Genomic DNA, 14,916 nt, shown 5'->3' with positions numbered 1-14,916 from the left:
TATAAAAGGGTGGAGAATTTATGTTTTACGACAAAAAATGGACTTTAAAACATAAAGGTGATGTTAAAAAAGATGGACTTTGTGATAAATTACATATTTCCCCGGAAATAAGTCAGATTTTGAAAAATAGGGGAATAAATGATGATAAAGATGCAAATATATTTATGAATCCTTCATTAGAACATCTTTACGATCCACTTTTAATGAAGGATATGGGAAAGTCTATAGATAGAATAAAGAAAGCTATGGAAAATAAAGAAAGAATATGGATATATGGCGATTATGATGTAGATGGGGTTTCATCTACTTCAATATTATATCTTTACTTTAAATCTATAAATTATAATGTTGATTACTATATACCAAATAGACTAGAAGAAGGTTACGGCCTAAACAAAGAAGCTATAGAAAAAATAATAAAATCTGGATGCGACCTTATAATAACAGTAGATTGCGGAATAACATCAGTAGAAGAAGTAGAATTTGCTAAAAATTCTGGGGTAGATGTTATAGTTACTGACCATCATGAATGTCAAGAAAACATTCCAAATGCTTATGCAATTATAAATCCAAAGCAAGAAGACTGTAACTATCCATTTGAATCCCTTTGTGGGTGTGGGGTAGCATTTAAGCTTATTCAAGGCCTTACTCCTAAAGATGAATTTGAAATTTCTATGTATAATTATTTAGAAATAGTAACATTTGCTACAATATGTGATATAGTGCCCCTAGTTGGAGAAAATAGAATAATAGTAAAAAATGGCTTAAATTTAATGAAAAATGGAAATAATCTTGGTATAAAATCCCTTATTAAAATATGTGGAATAGACAGTGATAAAATAAGCTCATCTCATATAGGATTTTCTCTTGGGCCTAGAATAAATGCTTCAGGAAGATTGGGATACTCGTATTTAGGAGTTCAACTATTTATATCTCAATATGAAGAAGAAGCTATGGAATTGGCTATGTTACTTGAAGAAAAAAATAATGAGCGTCAGATGATAGAGTCAAAAATGTATAAAGAAGCTGAAGAAATAATAGCTAATGACCCTAGGTATATAGATGAAAAAGTTCTAGTTGTAGCAAAAGAACATTGGCAACATGGAGTAATTGGTATAGTAGCATCAAAACTTACAGAAAAATATTACAAGCCTACTATATTATTAACTATAGAAGAAGGTGAAGGAAGAGGTTCAGCTAGATCGATAAAAGGATTTAGCATATTTGAGGCTTTACTTGATTGTTCAGATTTATTAAATAGATTTGGTGGACATGAACAAGCTGCAGGACTTTCACTTGATGAAGAAAAAATACAGATTTTAAGACAGAAAATAAATGAAAAAGCAGAATATAAATTAAATGATGAAGATATGGTAGAAAATATAAATATAGAGTTGGAGTTAAATGAAGATGTAGTAAGTTTCGAATTAATAGATGAACTACATAAGTTAGAGCCTTTTGGTATGAATAATCCATCACCTAGATTTATAATGAGAGATTTAGAAATGATAGATATAAGATGTATAGGAAAAGAAAGACAACATCTTAAATTTACAGTGAAGAAAAAATACGAGTATGATTGTATAGGTTTTAATATGGCTTATTTAGCTTCAAAATTTATGCGTGGCGATAAAGTTGATTTACTGTTTCAAGTAGATGAAAACAATTATATGGGAAATAAAAAAATACAATTTTTATTAAAAGATGTACGAATGTCTTATCCTAAAGATATAAATAAAAATCAAAATTTATCAAAACTAATGAAATACATAAAACCAATAGAGTTTAATTATAGTATATATAATGATATAGATATAAATGGAACTAGAGATATAAATATCTTTGATTATATAAATGAAAATACTCTTATAATATGCAATTCAATAAAAGGACTATGTAAGTCGTTGTCAGATATTTCACTTACAGGGCATGAATATAATTTGAATTTTAATATTATAGATGATTATAACGATAATGTAGACGTTATCTTTTTTCCTTATATTGATAAAATAGACATAAAAAGATATAATAATATTATTCTGTATGATTACTTATATTCATTAGAAGAATATTCGTATATATATGATAAAACAATAGATAGCAATAACATAATAAAATATTACGAAAAATCTGATATATCATATACCGACAATATAGTATATAATATGATTCCAGATAGAAATGATTTTGTAATTATTTACAAAAGATTGATGAACGATAAGTCTGTAGATATAGAATATGCAAATATAATAGAAAAATTTAATATGGATAAGATGAAATTTCTAAATATTTTAAGAGTATTTAAAGATTTAAATTTAATTGTTTATGAAAATAGAAATGATGTTATACATATAGAAGCTATGCCCAAGCCTAATTTAAAACTAGATTTAAATAGCAGCCACAGTCTTCAAATATTGAATAATTTCAAACGAAAATATGACACAATAAAAAAATAAGCTATTAGGAGGATTAAGTAATGGATTTAAGTAATTCAATAAGAGAAATAGAAGATTATCCAAAACCAGGAATAAACTTCAAAGACATAACTACACTATTACAAGATGGAGAAGCATTTAAGTATGCAGTAGATCAAATAATATCAGATTTAAGAGATAAAAATATAGATATTATAGTTGGACCTGAAGCTAGAGGTTTCTTAATGGGAACTCCAGTTGCTTATGGATTAGAGGTAGGTTTTGTTCCAGTTAGAAAACCTGGCAAATTACCTGGTGAAACTGAAAGATATGAGTATGCATTAGAATATGGAACTGATACTCTTGAAATACATAAAGGGTCTATAAAGCCAGGACAAAGAGTTGCTATAGTTGATGATTTATTAGCTACAGGTGGAACTATGGAGGCAGCTGCTAAGCTTATAGAAAAACTAGGTGGAGAAGTTGTATCTATGCAGTTCTTAATAGAATTAGAATTTTTAAATGGTAGAGATAAGTTAGGTAATTATCATATAAACTCTTTAATAAAATATTAATTTTATATATGAAAATAGTTGGTTATGCTACCAACTATTTTCGCATATTTAAATATAAATTTAATCAAAGTGAATTTTTGAGCAAGGTCCCATTTGGTCGTTGGCGATATGAGCGTAGCGAATTTTATATTTAGAATAGATAGGTGGTAATATGCAGGATAAAAATCTAAAATATTTATTAGAAAAAATAAAAAAATATGCTCCTAATAGCGATTTACAAACCGTAGAAAATGCTTATAATTTTGCAAAAGAATCACATGAAGGCCAGTATAGAAAATCAGGAGAGCCGTATTTTATACACCCAGTTGCTGTATCAAATATATTAGCAGATATGGAACTAGATATTCAAACTATAATTGCAGGGTTATTACATGATGTAGTTGAAGATACTGATTACACATATGAAGATATAGAAAAAAGATTTGGAAAAGAAGTAGCAAATTTAGTAGATGGTGTAACAAAATTAGGACAAATAAAATATCAATCAAAAGAAGAAACCCAAGCAGAAAATCTAAGAAAAATGTTTTTGGCAATGGCAAAGGACATAAGAGTTGTACTTATAAAATTATCTGATAGACTTCATAACATGAGAACATTAAAATTTATGTCACCTGAAAAAGCAAAAGAAAAGGCCAAAGAAACTTTAGAGATATACGGTGGGATAGCTCACAGATTAGGTATATACAAGATAAAGTGGGAGTTAGAAGATTTAGCACTTAGATATATAGATCCTGAAGGTTACTATGACTTAGTAGATAAGATATCAAAAAAACGAAGTCATAGAGAAGCTTATATATCAAAAGTAGTTGAAATATTGAATAAGAAATTTGATGAAGTAAGTATAGATTGCGAAGTTTCAGGTAGACCTAAACATTTTTATAGTATATATAACAAAATGCACACTAAATATAAAAGTTTTGAAGAAATATATGATTTGATGGCAGTTAGAGTTTTGGTAGACTCTGTAAAAGACTGTTATGCTGTACTTGGTATGGTACATACTCTATGGAAACCAATACCTGGAAGATTTAAAGATTATATAGCAATGCCAAAGCCAAATATGTATCAATCCCTACATACAACTGTTATAGGTCCAGATGGAGAACCTGTGGAAATACAAATAAGAACAGTGGATATGCATAAAATCGCAGAATACGGTATAGCAGCCCATTGGAAGTATAAGGAAGAAAAACCTCCTAAAAAACAGGCTACTCTTGATGAAAAACTATATTGGTTAAGACAAATGATGGAATGGGAAAAAGATTTAAAAGATCCCCATGAATTTATGGACGCCTTAAAAGAAGATGTATTTAATAGTCAAGTTTATGTATTTAGTCCAAAAGGAGATGTAATAGAGCTTCCAGCTGGCTCTGGTCCTATAGATTTTGCATACAGAGTCCACACAAATGTAGGTAATAATTGTGTAGGAGCAAAAGTAGATGGGAGAATAGTTCCTCTAGATTACAAACTTCAAAATGGGAATATAATAGAGATATTAACTTCTTCAAATTCCAATGGACCAAGTAGAGACTGGCTAAATGTAGCTAAGACTCCTAATGCAAAAAGTAAAATAAGACAGTGGTTTAAAAAAGAAAGAAGAGAAGACAATATAGAACGTGGAAAAAGTACACTTGAGAGAGAATTAAAAAGACAAGGATTTAATCCTAATGAAGTATTAAATGAAAAATACTTGTCTGTTGTTACTAAGAAGTTTAACCAACCTACAACAGATGATTTATACGCAACAATAGGATATGGTGGAATTATATCATCACAAGTTCTAGGAAAACTAAAGGAATTATATGAAAAAGATAATATAAAAAAATTGCCAGAACCACCAACAGTAAAAAGTTTAACTGAACAAGAATATAAGAAAAAGCGTAAAGTGAACTCCCAAGGTGTAGTTGTAAAAGGTGTCAATAATATATTGGTTAGATTTGCAAAGTGTTGTAATCCACTTCCTGGAGATCAAATTGTAGGTTATATAACTAAAGGAAGAGGTGTTGCTGTACACCGTTTAGATTGCCCTAACACTATGATTGATAATACAGACTTTAAAGATAGAATAATAGAAGTTGAGTGGAATATAGCTAAACATGTAAAATTTGAAGCTGAGATACAAATAATAGCAATAGATAAAAAAGGAATTATAAGCGAAATAACCCATTTAATTGCAAATGATAAAATGGGCTTAAGTGGAATAAACGCAAGAACAAGTAAAGATAGAACTGTAAATATAAACTTATTATTAGAAGTTGATGATATAAACGAATTAAACAATCTTATGAATAAATTAAAAAATATGCAGGGAATAGTAGATGTTTATAGGGTTATAAACTAAAGAGGAGGGTACTTATGAGAGCTGTTGTTCAAAGAGTTACATCTTCAAAGGTTTTAGTAGGAGATGAAACTGTAGGAAATATAAATAGAGGGCTTTTAGTATTATTAGGAGTAACACATGACGATACATCAAAAGATGTAGATTATATGGTTGATAAAATAGTGAATTTAAGAATATTTGAAGATGAAAATGATAAGATGAACTTGTCTGTAAGGGATATAGAAGGAGATTTACTAGTAGTTTCTCAATTTACATTATATGGAGATTGTAGAAAAGGGAAAAGACCTAGCTTTACAGATGCAGCCAAACCTGAACTTGCTAATAAATTATATGAAGAATTTGTGGAAATTGCAAAGCAACATGAATTAAGAGTTCAAACTGGTAGATTTCAAGCTCATATGCTAGTAGACATAGCTAATGATGGTCCAGTTACAATGTTAATAGATTCTAAGAAAAATTTCTAGGGGGTGTATCTATGATACTAGAAAAAATGATTGCAGGTATACTTGGAGTCAACTGCTATATAATTGGGGATGAAGTTACAAGAAAAGGGGCTGTTATAGATCCTGGAGGAAGTATAGAAGATATATTAAAATCAATACGTGAAAATGAATTGAGTATCGAATATATAATATTGACACATAGCCATGGTGACCATATAGGTGCAGTTCCTCAACTAAAGCATATAACTAAGGCTAAAATTATTGCTCATATAGATGAAAAAGAATTACTAAATGATAAAGATAAGAATTTAACATCTAGTCTTGGATGTGGAATAGTAGAAATAGATGCCGATGAATATGTAAAAGACGGTCAAAATATAAAGTTAGGAAATTTAAATCTAGAAATAATACATACACCAGGGCATACCCCAGGAGGTATATGTATAAAAGTAGATAACATTATGTTTTCAGGAGATACTTTATTTTCAGGAAGTATAGGAAGAACAGATTTGTTTGGTGGAGATTATTCAGATATACAAAACTCACTTAATAAATTATCTAAGTTAGATGATGAGATAACTGTATTTCCAGGACATGGTCCTGCTACAAGACTTGGTATAGAAAAAGTTACTAATCCTTATATGGTATAAAATACAAAGGAGTAGTTTTAATGATAAAGGTATTATTAAAAAATCACGATTATAAATATGAGATAGGCGAACTAATAAAGCTATTTACAAGTGAATTTAAATTTAGTGAAAATGAAGATGACAAGAATAATTTAATAATAAATACTTTAAACTTAGATAATGAAGTTATAAAGTGTAATACTTATTATTATGAAAATGGAATACTTACCTTATCCAATGAAGAGAAATCTAGCTTATTGGATAAAAATGAATTTGAAATAAAAAAACAAGTTAAAAGTGTTATAAAAAGAAGTGTATTCAATGTTTTGGATAAAATATATAAATCTTATGTTCCTTGGGGTATTTTAACTGGCATAAGACCAGTTAAAATACTTCATAATCTTATGGATGAAAACAAAAGTGATGATGAGATAAGAAATATATTAAGAAATAAATACCTTATAAAAGATGAAAAAATAGATTTATCTCTAGATATAGCCAAACGCGAGAGAAAATTCATATATCCAGTAGATCAAAACAAAATATCTTTATATGTAAGTATACCATTTTGTCCAACTAGATGTGTATACTGTTCATTTCCATCAAATTCACTTAGACAATTCGGTCATTTAAAAAGAGAATATGTAAATGCTTTAATTAAGGAAATAATAGGACTAGCACAAATAGTTAAAGATACAAATAAGGAAATAGAAACACTATACATAGGAGGCGGAACTCCTACAACTTTAGATGAGATAGAAATGGATATGCTAATTTCATCTTTATATGAAAACTTCGATTTAGGTAATATTAAGGAATTCACTGTAGAGGCAGGAAGACCTGATACAATAACAAAATCAAAATTAGAAGTTTTAAAAAAACACGGAGTTAGCAGAATAAGTATAAACCCTCAAACTATGAATGACGATACATTAGTTAAAATAGGAAGAGATCATAAAGTAAATGATATAATATCTAAATTTTATGAAGCAAGAAGCTTAGGCTTTGACAATATAAATATGGATATAATACTAGGTCTTATAGATGAAGATATAAATATGGTACAAAATACCCTAGAAGAAATAAGTAAGTTAAGTCCGGAAAGTTTAACAGTACATACTATGGCTATAAAAAGAGCATCTAATTTAAAAGAAAATTTAGATAAGTATGAGCTAACTAGATATGAAGAAATGATAAAAATGATAGATTTATCTATGGAATATTCTCGGAATATGAACCTTAATCCTTACTATATGTACCGTCAAAAACATATGTTAGGAAATCTTGAAAATATAGGATATTCTAAAGAAGGATACGAATGTATATACAATATACAGATAATGGAAGAAAAGCAAAGTAACTATGCATTAGGAGCAGGTTCTATATCTAAATTCGTATATTTAGATGAAGATAGAATAGAAAGAGTTGACAACGTAAAAAATGTAGAACAATATATATCTAGAGTTGATGAAATGGTAGAAAGAAAAAAGAAGGAGGTTTTTAAAAATGTTGACTAAAGCCCCAAGAGGAACTAAGGATATTAATCCGTCAGAATCTTATAAATGGAACTACGTTGAAGCTACATATAGAAAAGTATGTAGTTTATTTGGATATGAAGAAATAAGAACACCTATATTTGAACATACAGAGTTATTCCAAAGAGGTGTAGGAGAAACAACTGATATAGTTCAAAAAGAAATGTATTCTTTCCAAGACAAAGGCGGAAGAGAAATAACATTAAAACCAGAAGGAACAGCACCTGTAGTTAGATCTTTTATAGAACATAAAATGTATGCAGATACACAACCAACAAAAGTATCTTACATAACACCATGTTTTAGATATGAAAGACCACAAGCAGGAAGGCTAAGACAATTCCATCAATTTGGTGTGGAAGCTTTTGGAAGTGAATTACCATCTATAGATGCTGAAGTTATGGCATTAGCAGTTACATTTTTAAACAAAGTTGGGCTTAATAGTTTAGAACTTAGAGTAAACTCTGTAGGATGTCCGACTTGTAGAAAAGAATATAATGAAAAGTTAAATGAATACTTATCATCTAAAATAGATGTTTTATGTGATACATGTAAAGAAAGATCAGATAAAAATCCTATGAGAGTAATAGATTGTAAAAATGAAACTTGTCAATCTAACCTAACTGATATACCACTTATGATAGAAAACATATGTCCTGATTGTAATGACCACTTTGAAAAAGTAAAAGAATATCTAAAAGCAATGGATATAAACTTTGTAGTAGATCCAAAAATAGTTAGAGGTCTTGATTATTACACTAAAACTGCATTTGAAATAATATCTGAAGATATAGGTGCACAAAGTACAGTTTGTGGTGGAGGAAGATACGACGGATTGGTTGAGCAATTAGGTGGGCCAAAAATAAGTGGTATAGGATTTGGTATGGGAATAGAAAGACTTTTGTTAACTTTGGAAAATAATAATATAGAGATAAAAAATCCTAATGCTATGGATATATTTATAGTTACTATAGGAGATAAAGCAAAAAATGAAAGCTTTAGAATATTAAAAGATTTAAGAAACAACGATATAGCTGCAGATAAAGACCACTTAGATAGAAGTGTAAAAGCTCAGTTTAAGTATTCTGATAAAATAAATGCAAAATACACTATAGTTATAGGTGATGATGAGTTAGACAAAGACATTGTATCGCTTAAAAATATGTCTACATCAGAGCAAAACACTATAAAACTAAGTGAAATAGTAAAAGAACTAAAAAATAGATTGTAATATTTGGAGGGAGTAACTTGGAAAATTTAAACGGACTAAAAAGAACTCATTACTGTGGTAATTTAAGAGAAAGCCATATAGATGAAGAAGTTGTACTTATGGGATGGGTACAAAAGAAAAGAAACTTAGGTGGATTAGTATTTGTTGATTTAAGAGATAAGAGCGGTATATGTCAAATAGTATTTGATACAGAAGTTAGTAAAGAAGCATTTGAAAAGGCAGAAAAATTAGGATCAGAATATGTTATAGCAATAAAAGGTAGTGTTAAAGAAAGACAATCAAAAAACCCTAATTTACCTACAGGAAATATAGAAATATTTGCTCACGAACTTAGATTATTAAATAAATCTGAAACACCACCTATATACATAAAAGATGACGACGATGTATCAGAAAATTTAAGACTTAAATATAGATATTTAGATTTAAGAAAGCCATCTATGCAAAAAAATCTTATATTAAGACATAAGGTTTCTAATATAGTTAGAAATTATTTATCTGACAATGGATTTTTAGAAATAGAAACTCCATTTTTAACAAAACCAGCTCCAGAAGGAGCAAGGGATTATTTGGTTCCAAGTAGAGTTAATGAAGGGAAGTTTTATGCATTACCTCAATCTCCTCAAATATTCAAGCAGTTGCTAATGGTTTCTGGTATGGATAGATATTTCCAAATAGTTAAATGCTTTAGAGATGAAGACTTAAGAGCTGATAGACAACCAGAGTTTACACAAATAGACTGTGAAATGTCTTTTGTTGAAATAGACGATATCATAGATATAATGGAAAAAATGCTACAAGTTATATTCAAAGAAACATTAAATGTAGATATAGAGTTGCCTCTTCATAGAATGCCGTACAAAGAGGCTATGGATAGATTTGGATCAGATAAGCCAGACATAAGATTTGGATTTGAAATCAAAAATGTATCAGACATAGTGTCAAACTCTGACTTTAAAGTATTTAAAGACACAGTATTAAATGGAGGAAGTGTAAGAGGTATAAACATAAATAAAAGCGCTGAAAGTTTTACAAGAAAACAAATATCATCATTAGAAGATTATGTTAAAACATATGGAGCAAAAGGCCTTGCATGGATGAAGATAGGTGAAAATGAAGTAACTTCCCCAATATCAAAATTCTTTAGTGAAGAAAAACTAAATGAAATAATAAAAGCTATGGATGGAGAAGCTGGAGATTTACTTTTATTTGTAGCTGATAAAGATAATGTTGTACTTGATTCACTTGGACACTTAAGACAAGAAGTTGCAAAAAGGCTTAATATACTAAATAAAGATGATTATAAGTTATTATGGGTAACAGAATTCCCATTATTTGAGTATGATGAAGAAGAAAATAGATATGTTGCTAAACACCACCCATTTACATCACCTATGGATGAGGATTTAGATAAATTAGATAATGAAGATAAAGATTCATTAAGAGCAAAAGCTTATGATATAGTTCTTAATGGATTTGAAATAGGTGGAGGAAGTATAAGAATATACAATTCTGATGTTCAAGAAAAAATGTTTAAGGCATTAGGATTTAGCCAAGAAGAAGCTTATGATAAATTTGGATACTTAATAGATGCATTTAAATATGGAACTCCTCCACATGGTGGTATAGCATTTGGCTTAGATAGACTTGTTATGTTACTTGCCGGAGAAGAAAACATAAGACAGGTAATAGCGTTCCCTAAAACTCAAAATGCATCAGACCCAATGACTAATGCCCCAAGTTTTGCAGAAGATAAACAATTAAAGGAACTTAATATAAAAGTTGAAATATCAAATAAATAATAAATTGAGGTTGTAATTATTTACAGCCTCTTTTTTTGTACAAATTATCAAAAATAATGTATAATTATAATATGATATCATCTTAGGGGGAACTTATGAATAAAAAAACATTTAATGAAGTTGGATTGTTTACAATAGCATTTGGGGTATTATACTTAATAGGTAAATTTATACTTCCAGATTTATTTGATGTTCCTTTATATAATGTATTGGTTTTATATGGATTAGGAATATTGAATATAGTAGCTAGATATATATTGGTTAATTTAGTTGATAAGTATAATATACAACAAAGAAATGCAATGCTTATAAGGAACTTAACGTTATTATTTTCATTATTACTATATTATGTATTAACATAATTAAAGAGGTGAATAAATGAAGCAGTTATCAGATGAAAGCAAAAAAAGTAAAGAATCTATAACCAAAAGATTAAATAGAATAGAAGGCCAAGTAAAGGGAATACAGAAAATGGTAGAAGAAGATAGATATTGTGTAGATGTTTTGGTCCAAATAGCAGCCATAAGATCAGCCATAGACAAAGTTGGTTCTATAATACTGGAAAACCATGTAAGAGGATGTGTGGCCAATAGTATAAAAGATAATCAAGAACAAACAGATGTAATGGTAGACGAACTTATGGACACAATACTTAAATTCATGAAGTAGGAGGATTATTATGAGAAGCACAGGAATTATAGTGGAAACCCTAGATCATAATATAGCTAAGTTACAAATGAAACAGCATTCAGCTTGTGCAGAATGTGGTAAATGTCATACAGAAAGTGAAAGTAAAGATCTTTTAGTAGAAGTAGATAATAGTGTAGGAGCTAAAAAGGGTGATTTTGTAGAAGTAGACTTAGAAGCGGCAAATGTATTACAAGCTGCGGCTATAGCTTATTTAATTCCACTTTCAGCTCTTTTAATAGGAGTTATTGCAACAAATCAAATATTAAATATTATAGGATATAGTGGATCTAAGGAAATAGCAAGTACTATAGTAGGACTTATTACTATGGTTATATCTTATATAATTATAAAAATTAACGATAATAAGTTTAAACAAAGTAAAAAGTATATGCCAGTTATAACTAATATAGTTAAAAGCAATGGCATAGCTTTAGATATTGTATTAAAATAAAATTCGCTTTGCTCATGTCGCCAACGACCTTGAGAAAAAGGTACGTTGCTCAAATAAGAAAAGTTGCTAATTATTAGCAACTTTTTTTGCTTTTATTGATTTAAAAGATTTGGCTATTGAAGAAACTAGTATAAGGGCTAAAGATATAGCTCCGGCTACTAGTGCTGTAGTAATTCCGGTTGATATGGCAAGGTCATAATTTTCTTGGATAAAATAAGTCATTGTGTTGTACATACCAAGCCCTGGAACTAATGGAATTATTCCAGGTATAACAAACACTATAACTGGTTTTTTATCTATTCTTGCAAATAACTCTCCTAGTATAGCAACTATACAAGAGGCTATGAAGTTGGCAAAAATTGGTCCTCCAGTTGAGTTATTTATATACATATAAACTGTCCATCCAATTGCCCCAGTTATTCCAGTATAGTGTATGGATTTTTTAGGTACATTAGAAAATAATGAAAATCCGACAGTAGCCATAAAAGAATATATAAAGTGTAAATACAAAGGAATATCTTTCATTATACTACCCCTCCTAACTTAACCCATAATTGAAGAACTGCACCTACACCAGTTGCTATTGATACTGATATTATTGTGGCTTCAAATGCTCTTGTAACTCCAGATATTAATTCTCCAGATATTAAATCCCTTACGCTTTTAGTTAGAGAAACACCAGGGAGTAGGGGCATTATTGAGCCTACTATAACCATATTAGGTGCACTTAGAATGTTTATGTCTGTTAGCATAATAGCGCAAGATGCGATAAAAGAAGAAGCAGCTAGTGTAGCAAGAAATGAAACCTCACTTACACGAGATATTCTTTTATAAAATATTAATGCTAACATAGATACTACAAAAGTAATTATAAAATCTATAAAAGTTCCTCCTAATAATAATGCAAAAAAAGCACTACCAAGGCCTGTTGCAGTTAATGAGACTTTTTCATTATTTATATATGTTTTTTCTATAACCTTTAGTATTTTTATAGATTCAGAAATATCCATATCTTCATTAGATACAAATTCTCTTGAAAAACTGTTTATAGCAGATATTCTGTCTAGATTTATTCCACGAGTTCTAATAGTTTTCATAAATGTTATACCGTCAAATCTCTCATCAGATATTATAATAACTGTAGGAGACGCAAATACATTTACATGTTTAAAACCTCTAGAATGGCATATTCTAAGCAATGTATCTTCTACTCTATAAGTCTCTGCGCCATTTTTGAGCATTAATTCTCCTGTAAATAATGCAAGTCTAAATATATTTTCCTTATATACTCTAATAGAAGTATCGTCCTTCATAAATTCACCCCCACTTATTTAAATCTATAACATTATATCAAATATATTTCAAAGTATGGTTAAAAATACGGAAAATTTTCATCTTAGAATTAAATTAACATAGGGATACTTTAATATGCATAATTATATTATGTACATATTTTAACAATTTAATTTATAAAAAAACCAAAGGGGGTTTTAGGTATGTTTAAAAATCTTAAAAATAATGACCCAGAAATTTATAATAGTATACAAAGAGAAATAAAAAGACAAAACAGAAATTTAGAATTAATAGCTTCAGAAAATATAGTTTCTATACCCGTTATGGAAGCTATGGGAAGTCATTTGACTAATAAATACGCTGAAGGATATCCATCTAATAGATACTATGGTGGATGTGAATATATAGATGAGGTAGAAGTTTTAGCTATAGAGAGAATTAAAAAAATATTTAATGCAGAACATGCAAATGTCCAACCTCATTCAGGAGCTAATGCAAATATAGGGGTATACTTTGCTGTACTTAAACCTGGAGATAAGGTAATGGGTATGAATTTGTCTCAAGGTGGCCATTTAACACATGGATCACCAGCAAATATATCAGGTCAATATTTTGATTTTACTGAGTATGGTGTAACTAAAGAAGATGGAGTAATAGATTATGATATGGTGAGAAATCTTGCTCATGAAGTAACCCCAAAACTAATAGTTGCAGGTGCTAGTGCATATCCAAGAGAAATAGATTTTAAAAAATTCAGAGAAATAGCTGATGAAGTAGGAGCAATGCTAATGGTAGATATGGCCCATATAGCAGGTCTTGTAGCTGCAGGTCTTCATCAAAATCCATGTGAAGTAGCAGACTTCGTAACTACTACAACTCATAAAACATTGAGAGGACCTCGTGGAGGATTAATACTATGTAAAGCGAAGTATGCAAAGGCCATAGATAAAGCTATATTCCCTGGAATACAAGGCGGACCCCTTGAACATATAATAGCAGCAAAAGCAGTTTCGTTCAAAGAAGCATTAAGTCCAGAATTCAAAGAATATCAAATTCAAATAATAAAAAATGCTAATAAATTAGCAAGTGAATTAATCAATAGAGGATTTGACTTAGTAAGTGGAGGTACTGATAACCACTTAATGTTACTTGATTTAAGAAATAAGGGTATAACTGGAAAAGAAGCTGAAAAAAGACTTGATGAAGCATTTATGACAGTAAACAAAAATACAGTTCCATTTGATCCAGAAAGCCCATTTGTAACTAGTGGTATAAGAATAGGTACTCCTGCTGTTACAACTAGAGGTATGAAAGAAGAAGAAATGAAAATAATAGCTGAGGCAATAGATCTAGCTATAACTTATAACGATGTATCAAAAGCTCAAAAATTAGTTGTTGAATTAACTGACAAATTCCCTTTATATGAAGAGTATGAAATGGTATAAGTTGAATAATAACATATGAATAGGTATAATAGAGTTGAAGCGATTCAACTCTATTTTTGCGGGGGTT

Annotated in this window: 14 protein-coding genes; 12 read left to right on the top strand and 2 right to left on the bottom strand. The window is 29.4% G+C overall.

Annotation, left to right across the window (positions count from 1 at the left end):
- Positions 1-20 precede the first annotated feature (20 nt).
- The 11 genes from recJ to ACUSRV_RS07870 all read left to right on the top strand — a co-directional run bounded on the left by recJ (position 21) and on the right by ACUSRV_RS07870 (position 12,111).
- Positions 21-2,456, top strand: a complete 2,436-nt coding sequence (gene recJ, locus ACUSRV_RS07920; RefSeq protein WP_490141400.1) for a single-stranded-DNA-specific exonuclease RecJ — start codon at positions 21-23, stop codon at positions 2,454-2,456.
- 20 nt (positions 2,457-2,476) lie between these two features.
- Entirely contained in the window at positions 2,477-2,989 is a 513-nt protein-coding gene (locus tag ACUSRV_RS07915; RefSeq protein WP_490141399.1) for an adenine phosphoribosyltransferase, read from the top strand.
- 151 nt (positions 2,990-3,140) lie between these two features.
- Entirely contained in the window at positions 3,141-5,330 is a 2,190-nt protein-coding gene (locus tag ACUSRV_RS07910) for a RelA/SpoT family protein (RefSeq protein WP_490141398.1), read from the top strand.
- Positions 5,331-5,344: 14 nt separating this feature from the next.
- Complete coding sequence (gene dtd, locus ACUSRV_RS07905) at positions 5,345-5,794, top strand: D-aminoacyl-tRNA deacylase (RefSeq protein WP_490141397.1); 450 nt, start codon at positions 5,345-5,347, stop codon at positions 5,792-5,794.
- A gap of 11 nt (positions 5,795-5,805) precedes the next feature.
- Positions 5,806-6,423: an MBL fold metallo-hydrolase gene (locus ACUSRV_RS07900; protein WP_490141396.1), complete on the top strand. Its 618-nt coding sequence runs from the start codon at positions 5,806-5,808 to the stop codon at positions 6,421-6,423.
- 20 nt (positions 6,424-6,443) lie between these two features.
- Positions 6,444-7,919 (top strand): coproporphyrinogen dehydrogenase HemZ, encoded by a 1,476-nt coding sequence (hemZ, locus tag ACUSRV_RS07895; protein WP_490141395.1) that lies wholly within the window; start codon positions 6,444-6,446, stop codon positions 7,917-7,919.
- On the top strand, positions 7,909-9,168 hold the full coding sequence (gene hisS / locus ACUSRV_RS07890; protein ID WP_490141394.1) for a histidine--tRNA ligase: 1,260 nt from the start codon (positions 7,909-7,911) through the stop codon (positions 9,166-9,168). The genes hemZ and hisS overlap by 11 nt, the downstream gene beginning before the upstream one ends.
- 17 nt (positions 9,169-9,185) lie before the next feature.
- On the top strand, positions 9,186-10,970 hold the full coding sequence (aspS, locus tag ACUSRV_RS07885) for an aspartate--tRNA ligase (protein ID WP_490141393.1): 1,785 nt from the start codon (positions 9,186-9,188) through the stop codon (positions 10,968-10,970).
- Between the two features lie 95 nt (positions 10,971-11,065).
- Positions 11,066-11,332 (top strand): hypothetical protein, encoded by a 267-nt coding sequence (locus ACUSRV_RS07880; protein ID WP_490141392.1) that lies wholly within the window; start codon positions 11,066-11,068, stop codon positions 11,330-11,332.
- 16 nt (positions 11,333-11,348) lie between these two features.
- A complete protein-coding gene (locus ACUSRV_RS07875) occupies positions 11,349-11,639 on the top strand; it encodes a metal-sensitive transcriptional regulator (RefSeq protein WP_490141391.1) in 291 nt (96 codons plus the stop codon).
- Between the two features lie 10 nt (positions 11,640-11,649).
- Positions 11,650-12,111: a SoxR reducing system RseC family protein gene (locus tag ACUSRV_RS07870; protein WP_490141390.1), complete on the top strand. Its 462-nt coding sequence runs from the start codon at positions 11,650-11,652 to the stop codon at positions 12,109-12,111.
- A 66-nt stretch (positions 12,112-12,177) separates the two neighbouring features.
- On the opposite strand, the gene ACUSRV_RS07865 is transcribed toward ACUSRV_RS07870, so the two are convergent.
- Entirely contained in the window at positions 12,178-12,636 is a 459-nt protein-coding gene (locus tag ACUSRV_RS07865; protein WP_490141389.1) for a threonine/serine exporter family protein, read from the bottom strand.
- Positions 12,636-13,424, bottom strand: coding sequence for a threonine/serine exporter family protein (locus tag ACUSRV_RS07860; RefSeq protein ID WP_490141388.1), 789 nt, complete (start codon positions 13,422-13,424; stop codon positions 12,636-12,638). The genes ACUSRV_RS07865 and ACUSRV_RS07860 overlap by 1 nt, the downstream gene beginning before the upstream one ends.
- 183 nt (positions 13,425-13,607) lie before the next feature.
- Here ACUSRV_RS07860 and glyA point away from each other — a divergent pair, with 183 nt between their 5' ends.
- Positions 13,608-14,849 (top strand): serine hydroxymethyltransferase, encoded by a 1,242-nt coding sequence (glyA, locus tag ACUSRV_RS07855; protein ID WP_490141387.1) that lies wholly within the window; start codon positions 13,608-13,610, stop codon positions 14,847-14,849.
- Positions 14,850-14,916: the final 67 nt, after the last annotated feature.

It is taken from the genome of Sporacetigenium sp. TC11, assembly GCF_058146105.1.
The sequence above is the reverse complement of the archived record's forward strand: the minus strand, read 5'-3'. Positions and strand labels throughout refer to the sequence as shown.